This window comes from Microbacterium sp. CPCC 204701, from assembly GCF_004010105.1.
Taxonomy (GTDB): Bacteria; Actinomycetota; Actinomycetes; order Actinomycetales; family Microbacteriaceae; genus Microbacterium.
In genome coordinates, this window is record NZ_RRYE01000017.1 from 1 (window position 1) to 24,044 (window position 24,044).

At 67.0% G+C, this 24,044-nt stretch carries 20 protein-coding genes; 15 read left to right on the forward strand and 5 right to left on the reverse strand.

The features are described 5' to 3' along the window. The 7 genes from EIO58_RS18630 to EIO58_RS02900 all read left to right on the forward strand — a co-directional run. A partial coding sequence (locus EIO58_RS18630; RefSeq protein WP_164861507.1) for a hypothetical protein occupies positions 1-204 on the forward strand: 204 nt, incomplete at its 5' end. Positions 205-505: 301 nt separating this feature from the next. Next, the gene (gene rpsL / locus EIO58_RS02875) at positions 506-874 is read left to right on the forward strand and encodes a 30S ribosomal protein S12 (protein ID WP_127818191.1); all 369 of its coding nucleotides are present in this window, start codon (positions 506-508) and stop codon (positions 872-874) included. Positions 875-879: 5 nt separating this feature from the next. Beyond that, positions 880-1,350 (forward strand): 30S ribosomal protein S7, encoded by a 471-nt coding sequence (gene rpsG, locus EIO58_RS02880; protein WP_106816549.1) that lies wholly within the window; start codon positions 880-882, stop codon positions 1,348-1,350. A 97-nt stretch (positions 1,351-1,447) separates the two neighbouring features. Continuing rightward, positions 1,448-3,562, forward strand: coding sequence for an elongation factor G (fusA, locus tag EIO58_RS02885; protein ID WP_127818192.1), 2,115 nt, complete (start codon positions 1,448-1,450; stop codon positions 3,560-3,562). 153 nt (positions 3,563-3,715) lie between these two features. Further along, entirely contained in the window at positions 3,716-4,909 is a 1,194-nt protein-coding gene (tuf, locus tag EIO58_RS02890; RefSeq protein ID WP_127818193.1) for an elongation factor Tu, read from the forward strand. A gap of 175 nt (positions 4,910-5,084) precedes the next feature. Further along, positions 5,085-6,215, forward strand: a complete 1,131-nt coding sequence (locus tag EIO58_RS02895; RefSeq protein WP_127818194.1) for a glycosyltransferase — start codon at positions 5,085-5,087, stop codon at positions 6,213-6,215. Between the two features lie 2 nt (positions 6,216-6,217). Beyond that, positions 6,218-7,189 (forward strand): glycosyltransferase, encoded by a 972-nt coding sequence (locus tag EIO58_RS02900; RefSeq protein WP_127818195.1) that lies wholly within the window; start codon positions 6,218-6,220, stop codon positions 7,187-7,189. 56 nt (positions 7,190-7,245) lie between these two features. Here the strand turns inward: EIO58_RS02900 and EIO58_RS02905 are convergent, their stop codons facing one another. Genes EIO58_RS02905 through EIO58_RS02925 form a run of 5 tightly spaced genes read right to left on the reverse strand, consistent with a single transcriptional unit; the run spans position 7,246 to position 12,620 of the window. Then, entirely contained in the window at positions 7,246-8,169 is a 924-nt protein-coding gene (locus EIO58_RS02905; RefSeq protein ID WP_127818196.1) for an NAD-dependent epimerase/dehydratase family protein, read from the reverse strand. 4 nt (positions 8,170-8,173) lie between these two features. Then, the gene (locus EIO58_RS02910) at positions 8,174-9,172 is read right to left on the reverse strand and encodes a GDP-mannose 4,6-dehydratase (RefSeq protein ID WP_127818197.1); all 999 of its coding nucleotides are present in this window, start codon (positions 9,170-9,172) and stop codon (positions 8,174-8,176) included. 53 nt (positions 9,173-9,225) lie between these two features. Continuing rightward, the gene (locus EIO58_RS02915; protein ID WP_127818198.1) at positions 9,226-10,530 is read right to left on the reverse strand and encodes a glycosyltransferase family 4 protein; all 1,305 of its coding nucleotides are present in this window, start codon (positions 10,528-10,530) and stop codon (positions 9,226-9,228) included. Further along, on the reverse strand, positions 10,530-11,720 hold the full coding sequence (locus EIO58_RS02920) for an ABC transporter ATP-binding protein (protein ID WP_127818199.1): 1,191 nt from the start codon (positions 11,718-11,720) through the stop codon (positions 10,530-10,532). The genes EIO58_RS02915 and EIO58_RS02920 overlap by 1 nt, the downstream gene beginning before the upstream one ends. Further along, the gene (locus EIO58_RS02925; protein ID WP_240658538.1) at positions 11,721-12,620 is read right to left on the reverse strand and encodes an ABC transporter permease; all 900 of its coding nucleotides are present in this window, start codon (positions 12,618-12,620) and stop codon (positions 11,721-11,723) included. 155 nt (positions 12,621-12,775) lie between these two features. Here EIO58_RS02925 and EIO58_RS02930 point away from each other — a divergent pair, with 155 nt between their 5' ends. The 8 genes from EIO58_RS02930 to EIO58_RS02965 all read left to right on the forward strand — a co-directional run bounded on the left by EIO58_RS02930 (position 12,776) and on the right by EIO58_RS02965 (position 24,033). Next, entirely contained in the window at positions 12,776-13,843 is a 1,068-nt protein-coding gene (locus EIO58_RS02930) for an FkbM family methyltransferase (protein ID WP_127818200.1), read from the forward strand. After that, on the forward strand, positions 13,840-15,351 hold the full coding sequence (locus tag EIO58_RS02935) for a glycosyltransferase (protein ID WP_127818201.1): 1,512 nt from the start codon (positions 13,840-13,842) through the stop codon (positions 15,349-15,351). The genes EIO58_RS02930 and EIO58_RS02935 overlap by 4 nt, the downstream gene beginning before the upstream one ends. 8 nt (positions 15,352-15,359) lie before the next feature. Beyond that, positions 15,360-16,868, forward strand: coding sequence for a glycosyltransferase family 4 protein (locus EIO58_RS02940; protein WP_127818202.1), 1,509 nt, complete (start codon positions 15,360-15,362; stop codon positions 16,866-16,868). Then, complete coding sequence (locus EIO58_RS02945) at positions 16,868-19,459, forward strand: DUF7024 domain-containing protein (protein ID WP_127818203.1); 2,592 nt, start codon at positions 16,868-16,870, stop codon at positions 19,457-19,459. The genes EIO58_RS02940 and EIO58_RS02945 overlap by 1 nt, the downstream gene beginning before the upstream one ends. Before the next feature lie 90 nt (positions 19,460-19,549). Further along, positions 19,550-20,701 carry a glycosyltransferase family 2 protein gene (locus tag EIO58_RS02950; RefSeq protein WP_127818204.1) on the forward strand — a complete coding sequence of 384 codons (1,152 nt, stop codon included), beginning with the start codon at positions 19,550-19,552 and terminating at the stop codon, positions 20,699-20,701. A 44-nt stretch (positions 20,702-20,745) separates the two neighbouring features. After that, positions 20,746-21,819 carry a nitroreductase family protein gene (locus tag EIO58_RS02955; protein ID WP_127818205.1) on the forward strand — a complete coding sequence of 358 codons (1,074 nt, stop codon included), beginning with the start codon at positions 20,746-20,748 and terminating at the stop codon, positions 21,817-21,819. A gap of 10 nt (positions 21,820-21,829) precedes the next feature. Continuing rightward, positions 21,830-22,807: a lysylphosphatidylglycerol synthase domain-containing protein gene (locus EIO58_RS02960; RefSeq protein ID WP_127818206.1), complete on the forward strand. Its 978-nt coding sequence runs from the start codon at positions 21,830-21,832 to the stop codon at positions 22,805-22,807. Beyond that, a complete protein-coding gene (locus tag EIO58_RS02965) occupies positions 22,804-24,033 on the forward strand; it encodes a polysaccharide pyruvyl transferase family protein (RefSeq protein WP_127818207.1) in 1,230 nt (409 codons plus the stop codon). The genes EIO58_RS02960 and EIO58_RS02965 overlap by 4 nt, the downstream gene beginning before the upstream one ends. The last annotated feature ends 11 nt before the right edge of the window (positions 24,034-24,044 follow it).

A 24,044-nucleotide genomic window follows, 5' to 3' on the forward strand; every position in this document is an offset into this window, starting at 1 on the left:
CCGCGGCCGCCGGAGGTCGCCGTCGCATCGCGTGCGCAGACGCCCTCGCCGAGGGCGCTCGATCGCGCCGGCGCCGACGCATCGAGGCCCGCTCCGCCACGCACCCGCCGTTCTCGCGCCGGCGCCCGGCTGCTGATCCTCGCGGTCGCCGTGGTCGTCGTCGCGATCCTCTCCGGCGTGGCGCTCACCCTGCTGCTCACCTGATCGCCTGCGCAGGGGACCGCTGGAGCCGGGGCGGATGGGCCAGGATCCGGCGCGTTTGACCGGGCTCCGGCATCCCGCGTATCATTGGTCGGGTGTGCGCTCACGCGCGCCGTCCGCCGTGCCCGGTGCAATGCCGGGAACGGGGTTCGGCCGCGGGGCCGCCCACTCTCAGGGAACGGCCTGCGAACAGGCCACCCCCACGGCATATCCACCACGAAACGTTCGGCACGATCGTGCCGCGCCGGTGGATCTGTGGTGAAACCACCATCGCTGTCACCGTGCAGCACTATGAGGAGAGAACGTGCCAACCATTCAGCAGTTGGTTCGCAAGGGTCGTTCGCCCAAGGTCTCGAAGACCAAGGCGCCGGCGCTCAAGGCGAACCCGCAGCAGGCGGGTGTCTGCACCCGTGTGTACACGACCACGCCCAAGAAGCCGAACTCGGCGATGCGCAAGGTCGCCCGTGTCAAGCTCCGCAACGGCACCGAGGTCACCGCTTACATCCCCGGCGAGGGCCACAACCTGCAGGAGCACTCGCTCGTGCTGGTGCGCGGCGGTCGTGTGAAGGACCTCCCGGGCGTCCGCTACAAGATCATCCGCGGTGCGCTCGACACCCAGGCTGTCAAGAACCGTAAGCAGGCGCGCAGCCGCTACGGCGCGAAGAAGGGCTGAGAAAGATGCCTCGTAAGGGACCTGCCCCGAAGCGCCCCGTCGTCAACGACCCGGTGTACGGCGCCCCCGTCGTCACCCAGCTGGTCAACAAGATCCTCGTCGACGGCAAGAAGTCGCTCGCCGAGTCGATCGTCTACGGCGCCCTCCGCGGCGTCGAGGCCAAGAACGGCCAGGACGCCGTCGCCACCCTCAAGAAGGCACTCGACAACGTGCGCCCCACTCTCGAGGTCAAGTCGCGCCGCGTCGGCGGTTCGACCTACCAGGTGCCGGTCGAGGTCAAGCCTCACCGCGCCAACACGCTCGCCCTGCGCTGGCTCGTGAGCTACGCCAAGGGCCGTCGTGAAAAGACCATGACCGAGCGCCTCCAGAACGAGATCCTGGACGCCTCGAACGGCTTGGGTGCCGCGGTCAAGCGCCGCGAAGACACCCACAAGATGGCCGAGTCGAACCGCGCCTTCGCGCACTACCGCTGGTGATCCGCTTCGGCAGGCTCAGCGACCGGTCCTCCGGTCCCTGAGCCTGTCGAAGGGCCCCGGCCCAGAACCACCTCCAAACCAGGTAAAGGAAGACCCCGTGGCACAAGAAGTGCTCACCGACCTCAACAAGGTCCGCAACATCGGCATCATGGCGCACATCGATGCCGGCAAGACGACGACGACCGAGCGCATCCTCTTCTACACGGGCGTCAACCACAAGATCGGCGAGACGCACGACGGCGCTGCCACCACCGACTGGATGGAGCAGGAGCAGGAGCGCGGCATCACGATCACGTCAGCCGCCGTGACGTGCTTCTGGGACAAGAACCAGATCAACATCATCGACACGCCGGGCCACGTCGACTTCACCGTCGAGGTGGAGCGCTCGCTCCGCGTGCTCGACGGCGCGGTCGCGGTGTTCGACGGCAAGGAGGGCGTCGAGCCCCAGTCCGAGACCGTGTGGCGTCAGGCCGACAAGTACGACGTGCCCCGCATCTGCTTCGTCAACAAGATGGACAAGCTGGGCGCCGACTTCTACTTCACCGTCGACACCATCGTCAACCGACTGAAGGCCAAGCCGCTCGTGCTGCAGCTGCCGATCGGCTCCGAGAGCGACTTCGTCGGCGTCGTCGACCTCGTCGAGATGCGTGCACTGGTGTGGCCCGGCGACGCCAAGGGCGACGTGACCATGGGCGCCAAGTACGAGATCCAGGAGATCCCGGCCGACCTCGCCGACAAGGCGGCGGAGTACCGCGAGACGCTGCTCGAGACGGTCGCCGAGTCCGACGAGGTGCTTCTCGAGAAGCACTTCAGCGGCGAAGGCCTCACGGTCGCCGAGATCAAGGGCGCCATCCGCAAGCTCACCGTCGCCGGCGAGCTGTACCCCGTGCTCTGCGGCTCGGCGTTCAAGAACCGCGGCGTGCAGCCGATGCTCGACGCAGTCGTGGACTACCTGCCGTCGCCCCTTGACGTGCCCGCCATCGAGGCGCACGACCCGAAGGACGAAGAGAGGATCATCGAGCGTCACGCCGACCGTGACGAGCCGTTCGCGGCGCTCGCGTTCAAGATCGTCACGCACCCGTTCTTCGGCCGCCTCACCTACATCCGCGTGTACTCGGGTCACCTCGATTCCGGCGCCCAGGTCGTCAACGCGACCAAGGGCAAGAAGGAGCGCATCGGGAAGATCTTCCAGATGCACGCCAACAAGGAGAACCCGGTCGACTCGGTCACCGCGGGGCACATCTACGCGGTCATCGGCCTCAAGGACACCACGACCGGCGACACCCTGTCGGACTCGACCAACCAGGTCGTCCTCGAGTCGATGACCTTCCCCGAGCCCGTCATCGAGGTCGCCATCGAGCCCAAGACGAAGGCCGACCAGGAGAAGCTGGGTCTGGCGATCCAGAAGCTCGCCGAAGAGGACCCGACGTTCCGCGTCGAGCAGAACTCCGAGACCGGTCAGACCGTCATCAAGGGCATGGGCGAGCTGCACCTCGACATCCTCGTGGACCGCATGAAGCGCGAGTTCAAGGTCGAGGCGAACGTCGGCAAGCCCCAGGTGGCGTACCGCGAGACGATCCGCAAGACCGTCGAGCGTCACGACTACACACACAAGAAGCAGACCGGTGGCTCGGGTCAGTTCGCGAAGATCCAGTTCGCGCTCGAGCCGCTCGAGGTCACGGCCGACAAGACGTACGAGTTCGAGAACAAGGTCACCGGTGGCCGCATCCCGCGCGAGTACATCGAGCCGACCAACTCGGGCTTCCAGGACGCGATGGCCGTCGGCGTGCTCGCCGGCTACCCCATGGTGGGTGTCAAGGCGACCCTCATGGACGGTGCCTCGCACGACGTCGACTCGTCCGAGATGGCGTTCAAGATCGCCGGGTCGATGGGCTTCAAGGAGGCCATCCGCAAGGCGAACCCCGTCCTTCTCGAGCCGCTCATGGCCGTCGAGGTGCGTACTCCCGAGGAGTACATGGGCGACGTCATCGGCGACCTGAACTCGCGTCGTGGCCAGATCCAGTCGATGGAGGACGCCCAGGGCGTCAAGGTCGTCCGGGCACTGGTCCCGCTCTCCGAGATGTTCGGCTACATCGGCGACCTGCGCTCGAAGACCTCGGGCCGCGCCGTGTACTCGATGGAGTTCGACAGCTACGCCGAGGTTCCTCGCGCCGTGGCCGACGAGATCATCCAGAAGAACAAGGGCGAATGAGCCCTCCCGGATGCCGCCCCGTGCGGCATCCGGGATTCCACAACTTCACACAGCTTCAACAGAACCCCTCTACTAAGGTAGAAAAATCCCCGTAGACGACCGGTCGCAAACCAGTGCCCGGAGCTTCTACACGAACGTCCTGAGGAGGACCCAGTGGCTAAGGCCAAGTTCGAGCGCACCAAGCCGCACGTGAACATCGGAACGATCGGTCACGTCGACCACGGCAAGACCACGCTCACTGCAGCGATCTCGAAGGTGCTCGCCGACAAGTACCCGTCGGCCACCAACGTGCAGCGCGACTTCGCGTCGATCGACTCCGCTCCCGAGGAGCGTCAGCGCGGCATCACGATCAACATCTCGCACGTCGAGTACGAGACGCCCAAGCGTCACTACGCGCACGTCGACGCCCCCGGTCACGCCGACTACATCAAGAACATGATCACCGGCGCTGCCCAGATGGACGGCGCGATCCTGGTCGTCGCGGCCACCGACGGCCCGATGGCGCAGACGCGTGAGCACGTGCTGCTCGCCAAGCAGGTCGGCGTCCCCTACCTGCTCGTCGCGCTGAACAAGTCCGACATGGTCGACGACGAGGAGATCCTGGAGCTCGTCGAGCTCGAGGTCCGCGAGCTGCTGTCGTCGCAGGACTTCGACGGTGACAACGCTCCGGTCGTGCGCGTCTCGGGCCTGAAGGCTCTCGAGGGCGACGCCGAGTGGGTCGAGAAGATCGTCGAGCTCATGGACGCCGTCGACGAGTCGATCCCCGACCCGGTGCGTGACAAGGACAAGCCGTTCCTCATGCCCATCGAGGACGTCTTCACCATCACGGGCCGTGGCACGGTCGTCACGGGCCGCGCCGAGCGCGGTACCCTCGCGATCAACTCCGAGGTCGAGATCGTGGGTCTGCGCCCGACGCAGAAGACGATCGTCACCGGCATCGAGATGTTCCACAAGCAGCTCGACGAGGCGTGGGCCGGCGAGAACTGTGGTCTGCTCCTCCGCGGCACCAAGCGTGACGACGTCGAGCGCGGCCAGGTCGTCGTGAAGCCCGGTTCGGTCACCCCGCACACCAACTTCGAGGGCACGGCGTACATCCTGTCCAAGGAGGAGGGCGGCCGCCACAACCCGTTCTTCACGAACTACCGCCCGCAGTTCTACTTCCGCACCACCGACGTCACCGGCGTCATCACGCTGCCCGAGGGCACCGAGATGGTCATGCCCGGCGACACCACCGACATGACGGTCGAGCTCATCCAGCCGATCGCCATGGAGGAGGGCCTCGGCTTCGCCATCCGTGAGGGTGGCCGCACCGTCGGCGCCGGCACGGTCACGAAGATCCTGAAGTAAGTTCTGACGATCTGCTGATCGAGAGGGCCGGACCCGTGAGGGACCGGCCCTTTCGCATGCACGGCGCATGCGAAGATCTCTTCAGCCCGCACTCGCGCGAAGGAAGGAGCGACGTGACCGACCACACCGCCGCATCGCTCGCGCCCGCGATCGTGCGCGGCCTGAGGAGCGGCGCGTGAGCGGCATCCTCGTCCACGAGTGGCTCGCACGGCATGGCGGCTCCGAGAACGTCTTCGAAGTGCTCTCTCGTACGTTTCCCGACGCCGAGCGGTTCTGTCTGTGGGATGACAGCGACGGCAGGTTCGCGGGCGTGCATGAGACCGTGCTCGCCCGCACGCCGTTGCGACGCAGCAAAGCAGTGGCGCTTCCCTTCATGCCGTCGGTCTGGCGGCACCTGCCCGCACGGCACGCCGACTGGGTGCTCTGCAGCAGTCACCTGTTCTCGCACCATGCCCGCTTCGCCGGCCCCGCGCGCGACGCGCCCAAGCTCGTGTATGCCCACACGCCCGCGAGATACATCTGGGTACCCGGACTCGACGGCCGTGGCCGCGGGCCCGCGGCTCGCACCGGCTCCTCGCTGCTGAGGCCCCTCGACCGCAAGCGCGCGGCCGAGCCGGTCGCGATCGCCGCGAACAGCGCGTTCGTCGCCCAGCGCATCGCCGACACGTGGGAGCGTGAGTCGACCGTCATCCACCCGCCGATCGATGTGGCGGCGTTCGCGGCCCCGCCCGCCGAGGTCGCGCCCGCCGAACGGGCGACACTTGCCGAACTCCCGGCTGAGTTCCTGCTCGGCGTGTCTCGATTCGTGCCGTACAAGCGGCTCGACCGCGTGATCGAGACGGGCCTCGCTGCGGGCGTGCCCGTCGTGCTGGCCGGTGGCGGGCCCGACGAGGGCCGGCTTCGGGCGATCGCGGCGAAGCGCAGCGGCCGGGTGATCTTCGTGCGCGACCCTTCCTCTGGGCTTCTCGCCGAGCTGTACCGGCGTGCGCTCGCTCTCGTGTTCCCAGCAGTCGAGGACTTCGGCATCATGCCCGTCGAGGCGATGGCGACCGGAACACCGGTGGTGGCGAACGCGATCGGAGGCACCGCCGAGACCGTCGTCGACGGCGCGACCGGCGCACTCGTCCACGAATGGACCCGCACCGAGCTGAGAACCGCCGTCGACCGCGCGGTGGCCGCGAGGGCCGAGGCCTGCGTCGCGCGCGCATTCGAGTTCGACACGCCCGTCTTCGTCGATCGGATCGGGAACTGGCTCGCGACCGCGACCGGGAGCCCGCCCCCGGCCCGCTCGGCGGAGGTGCGGTGACCATGAGGGCGCTCTACGTCGACGACCGCTATCGGGGCGATCACGGCATCGGCCGATACGCGCATGAGGTGCTCCGGCGACTGCGAGGGGACTGGCGACCTCTCGGACTCGACGGCAGCCCGCACGGACCCATGGATGCGCTCCGGAGGCTCCCCGATCTGCCGCGGGGAGCTCTCGTGTACTCGCCCGGGTACGGAGCGCTCGTGCGCGCGCAGCGTCAGATCCTGACCGTCCACGACATGATCCACTTGCGGGTCCCGTGGCCGGGGCGCGCGAAATTCGCGGCATACTACGCCGGGCCGGTTCGGCACGCGGTTCGCAAGGCGGGAGTGGTGCTCACCGTGTCAGAGACGTCCGCGCGCGACATCGCCGAGTGGGTGCGCGACGATGCGGTGCGCATCGTCAATGCCGGCAACGGATGCTCGGCCGTGTTCCAACCGGCCGGCGATGCGGTGGCCACCGTCGAGCCCTACACGCTGTTCGTCGGCAATACCCGGCCGCACAAGAACCTCGACGTGGTGCTTCGCGCGCTGGTGTTGGCGGTCCGGGCGCGCGTGTCGGTCGTCGTGCCGGAGAGTGAGGCCGCGGCCGTCCGTGCCCGTACTTCGGCCCTCGGTGTCGGAGACCGCGTGACGGTGCTGCACGGTGTGGACGATGCACGACTCGCGATGCTCTACCGCGGCGCCGCGGCGACGGTGATGCCCTCGACGCTCGAGGGCTTCGGGCTGCCGGCGCTCGAGTCGATCGCCTGCGGAGTTCCTGTCATCTTCTGGCGCGGCTGCGAGGCGGTCGGGGAGATCGTCGGCGACCGGGGGTGGGCGATGGAGTCATCGGCGGACGCCGAGGAATGGGCCGCTGCGCTCGTCGCCGCAGCGGGCAAACGCCGCCGTGTGAACCCTCCGGCGCCGGCTGCATACGACTGGGACCGCACCGCCGGAATCGTCTCCAACGTGCTTGAGCAGAGTCCGGTCTGACGCGGTCCGTCGTGTAGCGCGAAGGCGGTCCCGTTGTCAGCTGGCCGGGTCTTGGATCAGGTGCTCGACGCTGCGACGAAGTCCGCGATCGACTGCGCGAGGTCGATCTGCGGCGCCCAGCCGTACTCGCTGCGCAGTCGCGCGGCGGATCCCGTGATGCTCGGATTGTCGAGCGCACGCACGCGTGCAGGGTCGACGACGGTCTGAGGAACGGGTATCCGCAGCGCGGACGCCACAAGTGACAGCATCTCGTGTCCTGCGACCGCCCTACCGGAGCAGACGTTGTACACCGGGTGCTCATGCGATGGCGCCCCGGCGAGCATCAGGTATGCGGCGGCGACATCGCGCACGTCGGTGTAGTCGCGCTCGGACGCAAGGTTGCCACTGGGCATAGGCTCTGCGGGCGAGAGCTCGCGAAGCGCCGTAGTCAGATCGGGCACGAGGAACCCCGGACGCTGGCCGGGGCCGAGGTGGTTGAACGGCCGTACGATCACGGTGTCGATGCCGCGGCGCGCGTAGTAGGCGAGCTGCTGTTCGACGAGCAGCTTGCTCACGACATAGGGCGAGGTGGGCTCTGTCGAAGTGCCCTCGTCGATTGCCTGAGATCGGGTGCCTGCACTGTAGACGGCACCCGAGCTGACGCCCACCAGCCGGGGCGGCGCGTCCCATCCGAGCATCGCCTCGCACATGAGCGTGACCATGGCGCTGTTGGTCTCGATGTACTCCTGGGGGCTGTCGAACGACGGCCCGACGGCGGCAAGTCCCGCGAGGTGGATCACGGCGTCGGCGCGCAGCGACGCGGGCCACTGTCTGGTGAGATCGCCCGCATGGTAGTCGTAGAGCAGAGGTGCCAGTTCGGAGTCCGGCTCGGCGGCACGCGACAGTCCCACGACGCGCCACCCGCCCTCTACGGCGAGTCGCGCGACGTGTCGCCCGACGAATCCGTCGACGCCGGTGACAGCGAGAGTGCCCTGTGCCACGGGACTATGCCGTGGAGGAGTTGAGCGCGATGTCGTGCGCGACCATCAGCTTCACCATCTGCTCGAAGCTCACCTCGCGTGTCCAGCCGAGCACAGTCTCGGCCTTGGCGGGGTTGCCGAGCAGAATATCGACCTCGGCAGGACGAAGGAACGCGGGGTTCTGCCTCACGAGCGGCCGCCAGTCGTCGACCCCGATCTCGGCGAACGCAAGGGCGAGGAAGTCTTCGATCGACTGGGTCTGACCGGTGGCGAGCACGAAGTCATCGGGTGTGTCGTGCTGCAGCATCTGCCACATTCCGCGCGTGTAGTCGCCCGCGTAGCCCCAATCGCGCTTCGGCCACAGGTCGCCGAGTTCGATGTGCGACTGCATCCCGAGGTGGATGCGGGCGACCGCGTCGGTGATCTTGCGGGTCACGAACTCTCGGCCGCGTCGCTCGCCTTCGTGATTGAACAGGATGCCGCAGGACACGAACATCCCGTAGCTCTCGCGGTAGTTCTTTGCGATCCAGTGCCCATAGAGCTTGGCAACGCCGTACGGGCTCCGGGGGTGGAAGAGCGACTCTTCGTCGTACCCCGCGCCGGGGCGGTTGTAGTCGAGGCCACCGAACATCTCACTCGTCGATGCCTGGTAGAAGCGGGTGCGCTCAGCACGTCCCGTCAGCCGAATCGCTTCGAGCAGGTTGAGCACGCCCTTGCCCGTCACGTCGAGCGTGAGCGTCGGATTGGTGAACGAGAAGCCCACGTGGCTGACAGCGGCGAGGTTGTACACCTCATCGGGGTTGCTGATCTCGATGGCGCGCACAAGCGACGTGGGATCGGCGAGGTCGCCCTCGATGAGGGTCACGTCGGGGAACTCGGCCTCCACCGAAGCCTTGCGCGGGTTGTTCTGCCCGCGCACGAGGCCGAAGACCTCGTAGTCCTTCTCAGTGAGCAGCTGGGCCAGGTGGCCGCCATCCTGGCCGGTGATGCCCGTCACGAGGGCCCGTCGTCGCTGTCCTGTCACGTGTTCTTCTCCCGCTGTGTGCCGGCGAAACGTAGCGCTTCGCCTCGTCAATCCTAGGACGCGCGCCGCCCGTCGCCAGACTCCGCATTCAGCGCTGCCGCCACGCGCTCGGTGAAGCGCTCTTGCGTGAAGAACGCGACCTGGTCGGCCGCGTGCGCCGTAAGCGAGGCGCGAAGGTCGGCATCCGTCACGATCCGCACCAGCGCGTCGGCGAGCTCGTCGGTGTCGCGCGGGTCTGTCAGGTAGAGGGCGGCTTCGCCTCCCGCCTCGGGCAGAGCGCCGACCCTGCTCGTCACGACGGGCTTGCCATAGGCGAGTCCTTCGAGCACCGGCAGTCCCAGTCCCTCATAGAGGGATGGGAAGACGACGGCATTGCAGTTGGCAAGCAGCACATGCTTCTTGGCCTCGCTCACTCGCCCGGTGAACACGATGTCCTGTCGCACGTCGCGGCGCAGCGCGCGGTAGTGCTCGTCGATCTCAGCGAAGCTCTCGCCGGGTGATCCGACGATGACGAGCGGCATGCCGATACGGGGATGCGCGATGCGGAACGCGTCCATCAGCCGCACGAGGTTCTTGCGGGTCTCCAGTGCCGAAATGAACAGCAGGTATCGCCCGGGTTCGAGCAGCTCGTTGTCGAGGATCGCCGCCTGTTCGGGCTCGGGGACCGGGGCGCCCACAGGGTGTGCGACGCCGTATACCTCGTAAATGCGCGCATCCGGTCGACGCTCGCGCACCTTGGCGGACGTATCGCGCGAGATGGAGAACAGGAAATCGCTGCCCCGGATCGCCTTCGTGATGGATTGACGGAAGCGCTCGCGTGTGCCCTCCCCGATCTCGCTCAGCTCCAGCGGCATGAAGTCGTACATGACCTGAGCGAGCCGGGCGGGTCGCACCTGCCGCGCTGCGAGGGGGAGGGGCGCTCCTGCGATCACGAGATCGACGCCCGCTTTGCGTGCGGCGCGCCGCACGAGCCAGCGGAAGATCCTCAGGCGACGCAGATGGAAGAACAGGTAGAGCAGGGGAGTGTTCAGGACGAAGGCCGCGCCGCCGAACAGGCGATTCGGCTCACCCTGGGGCGGCCGGATGACCTGTCGTCGCAGGGGCGCACCGCGCAGACCCTGCGAGACGGCGAGGATCATGCCGTTCTTGAGCCCGCCGGCTTGGCTGAGGATCGTCGAGTCCCCGGAGGCGAGATACTCGACGGCCTGCTCGTACGGGTCGCGTCCGTCGGGCACGAACCCGGTGAGTACGCCCACCTCGTGTCCTGCGGCGGCGGCGCCCGCGATCACGGACCGCACGATGCCGGCGATGCCACGGCCTTCCTCTTCGAACTGCGGGGCGACGACCAGGATGCGCATCAGTGCAACTCGATCCGGGCGTGCGCATACACCGGGCCGTCGCTCAGCTTCAGGCCTTGCACAGCGAAGGAGCCGGCGCGGCTCAACTCGCCGATGGGCAGGTCGTCGGCATCGCGCACGCTGAGCGCCACGTGGTACTCCCCGCCGCCCACCCAGAGCTCCGGCACCGCGACGGTGAAGCGTTGCGTGCCGGTTCCGACGGGAAGGTCGAGTCGGAGGTGCTCGCGCGAGTCGATCGAGGTGTAGACGGTTCCGAGGGCATCCTCGATACTTACGCGGAACGCCCAGCCAGGCACGGGTTCGGGGAAGTCGACGACGCAGTCGAGGCGGATCCCGCCACCCGGCGTGAGCTTCGCGCCGTCCGTCAGAGCCTGGCCGACGGCATCCGAGACGTGCACGGCACCGAGTCCGGCCGCATGGGGCGAGCGCGCCGCCGACTCCTGCCGCGCCGAGTCGATCGCCGGCTGGTAGAAGTCGTGGAGTGTCGCCAGTGCCACGTCGGGCTCGTCGTCGGCGATGACGCGACCGTGCTGCAGCAGGATCGCCCGGTCGCACAGGTCGGCCACCTGTGCGGGAGCGTGTGACACGAAGACGATGGTGCGGCCCTCCCGCTGGAAGCGGCGGATGCGCTGCATGCACTTCGCCTGGAAAGGCTCGTCGCCGACCGCGAGCACTTCGTCGACGAGCAGGATGTCGGGGTCGACGTGCACCGCGATGGCGAACGCGAGCCGCACGTACATGCCAGACGAGTAGAACTTCACCTGGGTGTCGATGAATTCGCCGATCTCGGAGAAATCGACGATCTCCTCGAAGTAGCGCTTCGTCTCGGCTTGCGACAACCCCAGCACCGACGCGTTGAGGAAGACGTTCTCGCGGCCCGAGAGGTCGTTGTGAAAGCCCGCGCCGAGTTCGAGCAGGGCGGCGATGCGCCCGCGCGTGGCGACCAGCCCCTCGTTGGGAGCGAGGATGCCGCCGATGAGCTTGAGGAGGGTCGACTTGCCGGAGCCGTTGGGACCGACGAGCCCCACCGATTCGCCGGACGAGATCGCGGCCGACACGTGGTCGAGCGCCGTGAAGGTCTCGGTGTGCAGTCGCCCCTGGCGCGAGTTCACGATCGCCTCTTTCAGCGACTTCTGCTTGCGGATCGTGAAGGTCTTGACGACGTCTTCGACGCGGATGACTTTGGTCACTCAGAGCTCCTGGGCGAAATCGCGCTGCAGCCGATCGAACACACGCTGACAGATGAACAGCACCACCAGACCCACGGCGAGGGCGATGAGCAAGGCCAGTTTGAGCCCGTCGGGAAACATCTCGTCGGCGCCCTTGCTCCACATGACGCTCTGAATGCCGAAAACGGCGAGCGTGACCGGGTTGAACAGGTAGATCTGGGTGAAGAGCTCCGGCATCACGTCCTTCACCATCGCGAAGCTGTACACGATGGGCGAGAACCAGAAGCCGATCATGAGCGCCAGCTCGACGAGGTAGGTCATGTCGCGCAGGTACACGTTCAGCGCGCTGAGCACGAACGCCAGCGCGAGCGCCCACGTCAGCGTGACGAGGATCGAGAGGGGCAACGCGATGAGGTTCTCGAGGTTCATGCCGCCGGTGAGGAGAGTCGCGGCCAGCAGGATGACGAACTGCAGTGCGAAGTTGAACAGTGCCGAGCCGACCGTCGCCAAGGGGAAGATCTCGCGGGGCAGATGCACTTTCTTGATGAGCGCGGCGTTCGCCACCATCGTCCCGGTGCCCTGACCCACGACCTCGCTGAACAGGCCCCAGATGGCGAGGCCCGCGAAGATGAAGACCGCGAAGTCGGGGATGCCGCGAGCGGCGCCCAGGAACTGGCCGAGGACCAGGTAGTACATGCCGAGTTGCACAAGGGGCCGGGCGATGCTCCACAGCATGCCCAGCACCGAGTCCTTGTATTTGGCCCGGATCTCCCGACGTGTGAGGAGGCCGAGAAGCTCCCGGTTCGCGAAGAGCTCGCGCGCGGATCCCCACGTGCCGCGCATGACGCCGACGGTGGGCGTGACTTCGCGCCAAGGAGCGTCGGCGAGTCGGTTCTCCCGCTCGGCCGCGGCGTCTTCCACGTGGATCCTCTCGTCGCGGGTCGGGCCGCACGAGGGCCCTGCGCCGGGGCGGGTGCCGCCGGCGCGCCGCCACAAGTCTAGGCGGCCGATCCGCGGGCTTGAGCGGGACTGTTCACCCGGCGTTCACCAGGTTTGCGCCTTGATAGGATTCGTCGGTGACCGACGACTCCTTCATCTCGTACGGCCAGAATCACGAGGATGTCGTGTTGTGGCGTGCGGTGGGCGACGTTGTCGCAGGGCGCTACGTGGAGGTGGGAGCGAACCATCCGACGCTCGATTCGATCACGCGCGCCTTCTACGATCGCGGATGGAGCGGACTGACGATCGAGCCGGTTCCCGCGTTCGCGGCACTGCACCGCGAGGAGCGCCCTCGCGACCGGCAGATCGAGGCCGCGGTGACGGACGCAGAAGGCGACGAGGTCACGTTGCACGTGTTCCCGGGCACCGGCCTGTCGACGCTCGTCGACGACATCGAGTCGCGCCATGTCGACGACGGCCGGGCTCCGGAGGAGCTCACCGTGCGGACGGCGCGACTCGACACGCTCCTGCAGCAGACAGGCTGGGGCGGCAGCGACATCCAGTTCCTCGTCGTGGACGTCGAAGGAGCCGAGGCGCGTGTGCTGTCGACGATCGATCTCACCACCTGGCGGCCGTGGGTGCTCGTGATCGAGGCGACACTGCCGAACAGCACCGAGTCTTCCGCTGAGGAGTGGGAGCCTGGCGTGCTCGCCGCGGGCTACGAGCTCTGCCTGTTCGACGGGGTCTCGCGGTTCTATGTGGCGAAGGAGCACCTCGACCTCAAGCCTGCGCTGTCGTATCCCGTGTGCGCGCTCGATGACTTCCGGGCCTACCGCGAGAAGGCGCTCTCGGACGGACTGGCCGACGAGTTGGCGAGGGTGACGAGCCACTTCGCCGCAGAGCTCGAGGCCAGAGACGCCGCGCTCGGCGCGGCGAAGTCCCAGGCGGAGGTCGAACTGGCGCACGTGACCGATCAGCTTCTCTTCTGGCGTGCCCGCGCGCTCAACTCGTGGGCCGACGCGATGGTCGCCGATGCGTCTCCATCTGCCGCGCCCTCCGCCGAACTCGCTGCTGCCCGTGACGAGATCCACCGGCTGCTCACTCACATCCACGTCATGGAGGGAACGGTCTCGTGGCGCGTCACGGCGCCCCTGCGCGCCGTGCGCAACGCGCAGTTCGCGATCACCGGACGGCGGGATCGATGACGCCCGCACCAGACTCCGCGAAAGTCGAGCCGGCAGCCGGACTCCTGCTTGCGCTCGCCGAGCGCCTGCGCGAGGCGGGTCGTCATTCGCTGTCGGCGTTGCCGGCTGCGGCACACGACCCCGACCCCGCGCGAGCCGCAGCGGCACTGCTCCCGGCGCTCGTCGATGCGGCGGTCCCGTCGGCCGCGGCGCCCGAACGCTGGCTGCTGTTCACGGCCGTGCACACGCGCTATCCAGGCACGGCCGAGTTCCTGAGATTCTCCCGCGCGCTGCAGTCCCAGAGTCGCGAGGACTCCATCGAAGCGCTGCTGCTCAGCTGCCTGCGCACGCCCGGGCCGTACGTCGCGGCGGGTATGCGCGTCGTCACCGACGAGCCTGTCGTAGAGGTTTATACAGCGGCGACGTCCGATTACGTGAGCGGCATCCAGCGGGTCGTGCGCGAGACGGTGCCCCGGTGGGCTTCCCTGGGCCCGATCGTCCTCGCCCGTTGGAACGACGAGCACTTCGCGCTCCAGTCGCTCACCGCGCAGGAGTCGGCGCGCGCGGTCGGGTCGGATCGCGCCGACGCCGCATCCGCAGAACCTGAGCTGATCGTGCCCTACCGCACCGACGTGGTCTTCGTCGATGCGCCCCGCGGTGGCAAAGCCGACGGATGGGCAGCGATGGCGCGGTTCTCGGGCAGCCGGGTGCACCACGTCGGCTACGACCTCATTCCTCTCACGAGCGCCGACCTGCGCGAGCACGGAGAGTCGGTCGATTCCACCGCCTTGATCTCGGTGATCAAGCATTCGCACTCGGTGGCGTGCATCTCGGAGGCGACCGCAGCCGAGTTCGCCGGGTACGTCCAGGCGCTCCCCGCTCAGGGCCTCGGCGGCCCTCAGGTGCGTGCGGTGCCACTTCCCGAGGTGACTGTGCAGCGCGGTACGCGCGTCGGCGTCCCTGAGCGTGGCACGGATGAGGATGTGGTCATCGTGTGCCCCGGCACTCGTGAGAAACACAAGAACCACGAGGCCATTCTGTGGGCGGCCGAGCGTCTGTGGCGCGACGGGCTCGAATTCGAGTTGCGCTTCATGGGCCGCATGGGGCGCGACCACACGTCCTTCCTGGGTGTGCAGAACCACCTCATCACGCGCGGTCGGCGCATCGTCGAATTGGGGCCGGTGACTGACGATGTGCTCTGGGAGGAGCTCTCGGGCGCCGATGCCGTGGTGTTCGCCTCGTTGCAGGAAGGCTTCGGACTCCCCGTCGTCGAGGCGCTGTCCGTGGGCACTCCCGTGATGACGGCGTCGTACGGCAGTCAGGGCGAGATCGCACGCGGCGGCGGGTGCTTGACGGTCGACCCTCGCGACGATCGGTCGATGACCGAGGGGCTGCGGCGGATCGTGAGCGAGCCGCAGTTGCGTGAACGGCTGCGCGCCGAGATCGCTGCACGGCCGCAGCGAAGCTGGGACGACTACGCCGACCAGCTGTGGCGGTTCTTCTTCGACAGCGGGGTGAGAGGCCAGTGATCCGTCGTGTGCCCCGGCTGTCCAAAGGCAGCCGAGCGGGATCGGCTGCGTCTCTGACAGAGCTGCTCGGCGTCAAGCTGCCTGCCGTCCGGCTTGCGACTCTCGCCGACGCGCTCGGCAAGCCCCTGCCGACGGGCCATGTCCACGAGACGGTGGCAGCCCTCGTAGATCCCGCCGACTGGTCGCAGGTGTGGCTCGCTCTCGCAGTGCTGTCCGGCCGCCTTCCCGACGAGGCTGTTGTCACACGGGTCGCGCGCGAGGCCGAGTTCGAGCCGCTGGGACTTGCGAAGGCGATCGTCGCGCAGCTGCCTGCGGGAAATGCCGTGCGCTCCGTGCGCGTCGTGTCGAATGTCGTCGTCGACGTCGGCAATACAGCGGCTGCGACGTTCACCACCGGTATCCAGCGCGTCGTTCGTGAGACGGTGAGCCGTTGGCTGGTCGCGCACGACGACATCGTGCCCGTCGCCTGGACCGCGGACTTCGACGCGATGCGCTCGCTCACTCGGCGCGAAGCCGCAGCCTTCGGCATCGAGGATCCCTCGCTGCCGATCGCTGCCGAAGACGCCGAGCTCGTGGTGCCTTGGCGGGCCGCGATGACGACCGCGGAGCTCGCCGCCGAGCCGCAGCGCAGCACCCGCATGCGCGCGCTGAGCCGCTTCAGCGGGAATCCCTCGGGCTCGATCGCCTACGATCTGGTGCCGATCGTCGCGGCCGAGACCACCGCAACGGGAATGTCCGATGTGTTCGCCCGCCACCTCGCCGCCTTGCGTCACAACCGACGCATCGCCACGATCTCGCACTCGGTGGCCCGCGAGTACGAGGGGTGGAAATCGGGACTGCGCGCCATCGGTGTCGCGGGACCCGAGATCGTGGGGGTTCCGCTGCCCGCCGTGGCCGGTGCGGTGAGCGACGCCGCCCTCGCAGAAGCACGGGAGTCGCTCATGATCGCATCGCTGCCGATGGTGCTCGTCGTCGGCTCACACGAGCCGCGCAAGAACCACCTCCCTCTTCTAGAGGCCGCCGAGAGGCTGTGGTGCGAGGGTATGCGCTTCTCGCTCGTCTTCATCGGGGGGCGGTCATGGGGTGGGGCGGAGTTCGCAGGCCGCGCCGAGGAGCTCGTCGCCGCGGGACGAGCGCTGCAGATCGTATCGGGCGCATCGGACGACCTCATCTGGGCGGCCTACCGGCTTGCCCGGTTCACGATGTTCCCCTCCTTCTATGAGGGCTTCGGGCTTCCGGTGGCCGAGTCGCTCGCGTCGGGGACGCCGTGCCTCACGTCGGGGTTCGGCAGCATGAAGGAGATCGCCGAGGGCGGCGGAGCCCTCCTGGTCGACGCCTACTCCGACGACGACATCCGCGAGAAGATGCGCCTGCTGCTGACGGATGACGTGCTCCTCCAGCGTCTCCGCGCCGAGGCCGCCGCCCGCCCGACGCGCACGTGGGACGACTACGCGACGGATCTCTGGAACGAGCTCGTGGAGCCGCTTCGCGCCGCCCTGCCGGAGTATTCAGCGTGATGCTCGGGCTGATCCTGCTGCTGGCGGCCGTGACCATCTGTGCGGGTTACGCGTGGGTCAGCGCGCTCCTTCACGGTGGCTGGATGCTGGTCCGCGACGTGTCCCTTGGGATCTCGTTCTTCCTGTTCGCATTCATGGTGGTCAGCGAGTCGCTGTTCGCGATCAACGACTACTCGCTGGGGCTCACCCTCCTGCTGGTGGCGCTCGTCGCCGCAGTCGCGGCCGCGATCCTCATGATCCGCCGCGGGCCGGACCTGTCCGCTTGGTCGTGGCGGGCGCGCTCTCGCCATGGATCTTGGATGCTCCTCGGCATCCTCGTGGTCGCCTGCGGTCTGACCGCGGTCAAGTTCGGCTTCTTCGGAATGGGGCAGGACGAGGGTGTCTATCAGACGCACGCCCTGCTGCTCATGAACGGCGTCGACAACGCTCTCGTGTGCTGGTCGGACGAGTTCGCTGCCGTGGGAGATTCGGCCGGCGAACTTGTGCGCGCCGATCTGGCCGATCAGCGGCTCGGCGGAGGGTTCTACGCGGCCTGGGATCAGCTGCGGTTCGGCACCTGGTCGGGCGTCGACCCCGAGAAGGCGTGCGGCATCTATCACGGGATCCCGAACTTCCCGGCCCTGCTTTCATTGTCGGGGATGATCTTCGGCGCCGCCGGGATGATGAGCATTCTCACCGTGCCGTACCTCGTCACGATCGTGGTGCTCTATCTCACTCTTGACCGCAACCTGCGGCTGTCGAAGCTGACTACAGGAATCGCGTGCGGCGCGTTCGCGCTCTCGCCGCTTGTGCTGTGGGTATCGAAGACCTCGCTCACCGAGATCTTCCTCGGCCTCATCATGACCGTGTTCCTGTACGTCGCGACGAGCGAGAGCGCCGCGATCAAGGCGCTCACTTGGGTACCGGTTGCGGCGTTCTCGTTCTTCCATGTCAGCATCTACACGCTGATGCCCGTCTTCGTGGTCATCGCGATCTACGTGATGATGACCACCCGCACGGTCGGCACGATGGTCTCCGCAGTCCTGGCTGTGCTCTCGTTCGGTGCCGGCGCGCTCGCAATGACGCGCACGTCGCCGCAGTACACCTTCGACAACTACCGACACCTGACCGGCATATTCGGTCGGCAGACGTCCGCCTGGGGGCTCTATCCCATCATTGCAGTCGTCATCGTGGCGACTCTCGCGGTCATCGTCGTCGTGTGGCTGCTGGTGCGCAGCCCTCTCGGCGAGAGGCTGACCGCGGCGACTGCGACTCGACGTCGCTGGGCCTCGTGGCTCGTGCCGACGGCGATAATCGGCAGCCTCGCCGTGATCGCGTACCGATGGTGGCGCTTCGCCGTCGTCGCCCCTGACGCCGGTGAACGTGACGCGTGGTTCAAGGGCCAAGGCCTGCTGGAGGCTGCACCCCAGCTCTCTCTGTTCGCCTTCGCTTTCTCCGTCGGCTTCGTTCTCCTGGGCGTCGCGATCGTCGGACTCATCGTGTGGCACCGGAAGCTGCTGGGCGACGACGCGCGGCGCCAGCGCTACTGGGTGATCGCGATCGCGTTCGTCTACTGTGTGATGCTCTATGCAGCCCTCCTGCGCCCCTCGCTCCGGTACTACTATTACTTCGCGAGATACCTCGCACCGTTCGTCCCGGTCGTGCTGCTCGCCGCAGCCGTGTGTCTCGACCGACTGCGCGCGCGGTGGCAGGCCGTCGTCGCCGTCCTGACGGTGGCAGCGATGGTGCCATTCGTTCCCGCACTTGTGCGAGGGGCCGACATGATCAACATGGATTTCCACGCTCTCGGCGAGGTGCGCGCCGAGGTCGACCAGTTGTCCGACGACACGGTGATCGTCGTGCAGGATGGCCGACTATGTCAGACGCTTTGTCTCGCCCTTCAGGCCACCGAGGAGAATCCCGTCTTCCGCCAGTCGACGTTCAAGGCCGTCCTCGCGGCAGGGGACTTCGATGAGTCAGGCCCCGCCGTGCTGATCACGCAGGACGAGATCGCAGGCGCCACGCCACTCTTCGTCACTTCCGCTCAACTCCAGCGCATGGACTACATGGACGGCGCCCACGACACGATTCACCTCCTCAACCTGCTTGCGCCGGCGTCGGACGGCAGATACCCCATTCGCATCTATGCCCTCGACGACATCGATGCCACAGCGGGAGCGACCACCCTCACGCCCGGTGAGACAGCGGCCTTCGGAGCCGGAAAGTTCTCGGCCGCGATGCTCCGCGAAGGGTGGTCAGAACCTGAGGAGTGGGGCACGTGGACCGACGAGGAGCGAGCCGAAGCGTCGCTTCGCCTCCCTGACGATATTCAAGGCGACGTGCAGCTGAGTCTCGGCGTGCACGCGTACATGCCGCTGGGCCACGAGCCGCAGCGGGTTCGAATCCACGCAGGCAGAGCTTCCCTCGGCGAGTGGATCGTGGGTAACCAGATGACGATCGAGGTCACCGTGCCCGGGTCTGCGGTTGTCGATGGCACCGTCACGCTGACCTTCGAACTGCCCGACGCGATCTCGCCGGCGGAGGCCGGAGTCTCGACCGACGGTCGCACGCTGGGTATCGGACTGCACAGCATCATTCTGACCGCGCCCTGACCGACGGCGCCCGGGCGTCGGGCGTCGGCGAACGGCGGGTAGACTTGGGCGTCGGCGTGGCGGGCCACCCCACGGATAAGAGAGTGATGCATGCGAGTCTTCGTCCAGGTGCCGTGCCTCAATGAGGAGGCGACGCTGTCCCTCGTGCTGAATAGCATCCCGAAGCAGATCGACGGCGTCGATGAGATCCACATCCTTGTCATCGATGACGGCTCCTCGGACCGGACGGTGGAGGTCGCCCGCGAGCTGGGGGTCGAGCACTTCGTCTTCCACACGCGCAACATGGGGCTCGCGCGATCGTTCCGCGATGGCGTGGACTACGCGCTCCAGCACGGCGCCGACATCGTCGTCAACACCGACGGCGACAACCAGTACCCTCAGGAGCGGATCGCGGACCTCGTGCGGCCGATTTTGAACGGCGAGGCCGATATCGTCATCGGCGACCGCCAGACCAAGACGATCGAGCACTTCTCGCCCTTCAAGAAGCTCATGCAGGGCGTCGGCAGCACGATCGTCAACTTCGCCGCCGAGACCGACCTCCCCGACGCCGCGAGCGGGTTCCGGGCGTACTCCCGCGAGTCGCTCATCCGACTCAACGTCGTGACGCAGTTCAGCTACTGCATGGAGACGATCATCCAGGCCGGCAACAAGCGCCTGCGCATCGCGAGCGTCGCCGTCAGGACCAACCCCAAGACGCGCGAGTCGCGGCTCTTCAAGAACATCTTTCAGCACATGGGCCGTTCCGGCCAGGCGATCATGCGCAGCTACATCATGTTCAAGCCGCACGCGGTGTTCCTCACGATGGCAGCACTCTTCCTCCTCGGTGCCGTCATCCCCTTCGGACGGTTCTTGGCGCTCACGTGGCTGGGGATCGCCGGTGACCACATCCAATCGCTCATCTTCGGGTCGGCGATGCTCGTGGGCGCGCTGCTCAGCGTCGCACTGCTCGTCATCTCCGACATGCTGCGGACGAATCGGACGCTTGTCGAAGACGCCCTCGAGCGCATCAAGCTCCTGCAGTACGCGCCTGATCGCATCGCCGACCCGACGACGGTGACCTCGGCGGATGCCTCCCACCACCCCTCGCTGCCGGTGAGCGCCGATGCGGTCGAAGCACTCTTGACGCGGCACGACCTGCGCGAGCCGGTCGAGGATCCGGCCGGCGTCGTCGTCGCACGCGAGTACGAGGCGGATCGCACTGACGACGCGCGTCTCAGCGCCCCCGAATCCGCATCGCGCTGACCCGGCCCATCCGTCCGTCTGTCCGAACCCACGGGAGATCCCGCGTGCTGAACACGCTCAAGCGCATCGCCAAGAATCTGCTCGCGATCACCTGGATCCGGCGTGTCTACGAAGTCGTGAACCGCGTCGTCCTCGAGACCTTCGGCTCCAGCCGGTTCTTGACGTTCTTCTGGTACCTCGTGAGCTTCGTCACCTTCAACCGCGAGCAGTCCGCCGTCCTGCGCGGTAGGCGCGACTACTACCGCAACAAGCATCGCGACCGTGTGACGCACGTCGAACTGCGCCGCAACGTTCACCGGCTCGAGAAGGGACTCATCATGCGTCCCCGTCGCGACGTGTTCGCGCGCGACTACATCACCGAGACCATCGAGTTCTACGAGGAGGCCGTCACGCAGTGCCGGGTGTCTCCGGGGACCATGGAGCAGAGCGAGATGGACTGGGCACACGACGTGCTCACCGAGTACTTCCGCGTGGCGGTGGGAGCCGATGCCACCGTCCAGGCCGCCCGCGAGCGATTCGAGTCAGCCGAATACCCCGGTCGGTTCACCGGCAAGATCCCGTACGTGAAGCGGCTGCTGTCCGAGGTCGACTACGAGTCGCTGGAGTCGCTCGTGATGCAGCGTCGCAGCGTGCGATGGTTCGAGGACCGCGAGGTCCCGCGCGACCTCGTTGACAAGGCCCTGCTCCTGGCACGACAGGCGCCGACCGCCTGCAATCGGCTCCCGTACGAGTTTCGCATCTTCGACGATCCTGAGCAGGTCAGAACGGTCTCGTCGATTCCGTTCGGGACCGCCGGCTACGGGCACAACATCCCTGCAATCGCCGTTGTCGTCGGGAAGCTGGAGTCGTACTTCAGCCCTCGCGACCGCCACGCAATCTACGTCGACAGCTCCCTCGCGGCCATGCAGTTCATGCTCGGCCTGGAGACGCTGGGTCTCAGCTCGTCCGTGATCAATTGGCCGGACTTCGAGCCTCTCGAGCGCAAGATGCAGAAGACGCTGGGGCTGGCGCTCACCGACCGTGTCGTGATGCTCATCGCGATCGGCTACGCGCACCCCGAGGGTATGGTGCCGTACTCCCAGAAGAAGGAACTCGACACCTTCCGACGCTACAACTGACCGATTCGACATGACAGAGCCAGCACTCTCGCCGCGCTGGGCCAAACGCGCCCTCCGCTGGGCCATCACTGTCCTGATCGTGGGCGTGGTCGCGTACTTCTTCGCCGTCGCGCTGTGGGAGAACTGGGATCGCATCGCCGCTGAGCACCTTGCGTTCGACCTTCTGTGGGTCGTCGCGACACTGCTGTTCGCGGTCGCCGTCCCCGTCACAGGCCTGCTGTGGGGACGGATGGTGCGGCTGCTGGATCCAAGCCGAGAGAGCCGCGTCACGCCGCTCGAAGCGATCGTGGTGCAGTGCGCCTCCTGGCTGCTGAAGTACATTCCTGGCCAAGTCGGCTCTGTCGTCAACAAGGTCGTCTGGGCGGGCAAGAAGGGCGTGAGCCGCTCGCTCGTGGCCATCACCTTCGTCTACGAGAACGTCTTCCTGCAGATCGCGTCCCTCGTGCCGAGCGTCGTGATCCTCCTTGCGAGCCTCGGGCCGCAGATCTTCGGCGACAACGCCACACTCCTCGTGCTTCCGCTCCTCGTGCTCATTCCGATGGTGGCAGTCGGCTACAAGCCGTTCTTCCACGCCCTCGTGAACGTCCCCGCACGTCGGGTGCTCAAGAGCGAGGTGCCGCCCGACTACTTCCTGACCTCATGGCAGGCGGTGCGCTTCTCGTTCGAGTTCCTGTGCCCGCGCATTCTGAACGGCGTCGGCTTCGTCCTTCTCGCCGAGACCGCAACCGACATCGGCCCCGCGCAGTGGCTGCCGTTCGCGGCGGCGTACGTTCTGGCCGGCGCCGTCGGCATCCTCGCCTTCTTCGTGCCGAGCGGTCTCGGCGTCCGAGAGGCGGTCATCGTGCTTATTCTCAGCCAGTACATCCCCGTTCCCGAGGCGATCGTCATCAGCCTGCTCGCGCGACTGCTCAGCACGCTCGGCGACGGCCTGATCGCCCTCCTCTATGTCGGTTTGCGCCGCGCCATTCCCAAGGAGCACCGTCCATGACAGGTCCCCGCATCACGATCGTCGGCTCCGCCCTGTCCGGCAACAAAGGGGCATCGGCGATGCTCGAGGCGGCCATCCAGACGCTGAACGAGCGGCTGGACGACCCGGAGTTCACACTGCTGAGCATGTACCCGGCGGAGGACGCCGCGCAGAACGTCTACTCGAACCTGGAGATCGTCGCGGCCGCGCCGCGTCAGCTCGGCGTGACGATCAACACGCTCGCCCTCGCCTATCGGCTCCTGCCGTTTCTCCGGCGCGTCCTCCGCACGCGGTCGCGCGCCATCCGGGCACTTGCGGAGTCCGACGTGCTGCTCGATCAGGGCGGTATCACGTTCACGGACGGGCGAGAGAAGTTCCTGCTCTACAACGTGGCGTCGATCCTGCCCGCGCTGAACACCCGCACGCCGGTGTTCAAGTGTGCGCAAGCCGTCGGCCCCTTCAAGAACCCGGTCAACAGATGGGCGTCCAAGACCTTCTTGCCGAGAGTGCGCACGATCGTGACGCGGGGACGGATCACCCACGAGTTCGCAGAGAGGCTCGGGTTGACAAACATCGTGGCCGGTGCCGACTACGCCTTTTCGCTGGAGCTCGACGGCACCGAGCACGACGCGGTCCAAGAGCAGTTCGACATGTCCTTCTTCGACGGCGATGTTGTGGGAGTGTGCCCTAGCGTCGTACTGCAGAAGAAGGTCGACGCGCGCAGCGGCGACTACATCGGGCAGCTCGTCTTCTTCATCGAATCGCTCCGCGCGCAGGGCAAGCGAGTCCTGCTGGTACCGCACAGCGTGCGCACCGGGACCGACAAGACGCACAACAACGACCTCCCGCTGTGCCGCGAGATCCATTCCCGCCTGCGACCTGGCGATGACCTGCTCTTCATCGACCAGGAGCTGTCGTCTCAGCAGCTCCGGTACGTCATCGGCCGCTGCTCATTGTTCGTGGCGAGCCGGTTCCACGCGATGGTGTCGTCGCTTGCGATGGCCGTGCCGACGCTCGTGATCGGCTGGAGCCACAAGTACCGCGAAGTGCTCGAGATGTTCGAGCTGGAGCAGTGGGCGTTCGGACACGACGAGTTCACCTCGCAGTACTTGAGCGAGCGGTTCGCCGCACTGGATGCCGCACGAACGGAGGTCAAAGCCAAACTCGACGCCCATCTTCCCGAGGTCAAAGCGCGCTCGATCATGCAGGCCGACCTCATCGCGACGCTCGTCCGTGCCCCACGATGACGCCGGCTGCG

Coding starts and splice junctions, on each gene's coding strand:
- rpsG (WP_106816549.1), top strand. CDS start 880: ATGCCTCGTAAGGGACCTGCCCCGAAGCGCCCCGTCGTCAACGACCCG.
- EIO58_RS02900 (WP_127818195.1), top strand. CDS start 6,218: ATGAGGGCGCTCTACGTCGACGACCGCTATCGGGGCGATCACGGCATC.
- EIO58_RS02915 (WP_127818198.1), bottom strand. CDS start 10,530: ATGCGCATCCTGGTCGTCGCCCCGCAGTTCGAAGAGGAAGGCCGTGGC.
- EIO58_RS02935 (WP_127818201.1), top strand. CDS start 13,840: ATGACGCCCGCACCAGACTCCGCGAAAGTCGAGCCGGCAGCCGGACTC.
- EIO58_RS02945 (WP_127818203.1), top strand. CDS start 16,868: ATGCTCGGGCTGATCCTGCTGCTGGCGGCCGTGACCATCTGTGCGGGT.
- EIO58_RS02950 (WP_127818204.1), top strand. CDS start 19,550: ATGCGAGTCTTCGTCCAGGTGCCGTGCCTCAATGAGGAGGCGACGCTG.
- EIO58_RS02960 (WP_127818206.1), top strand. CDS start 21,830: ATGACAGAGCCAGCACTCTCGCCGCGCTGGGCCAAACGCGCCCTCCGC.
- EIO58_RS02965 (WP_127818207.1), top strand. CDS start 22,804: ATGACAGGTCCCCGCATCACGATCGTCGGCTCCGCCCTGTCCGGCAAC.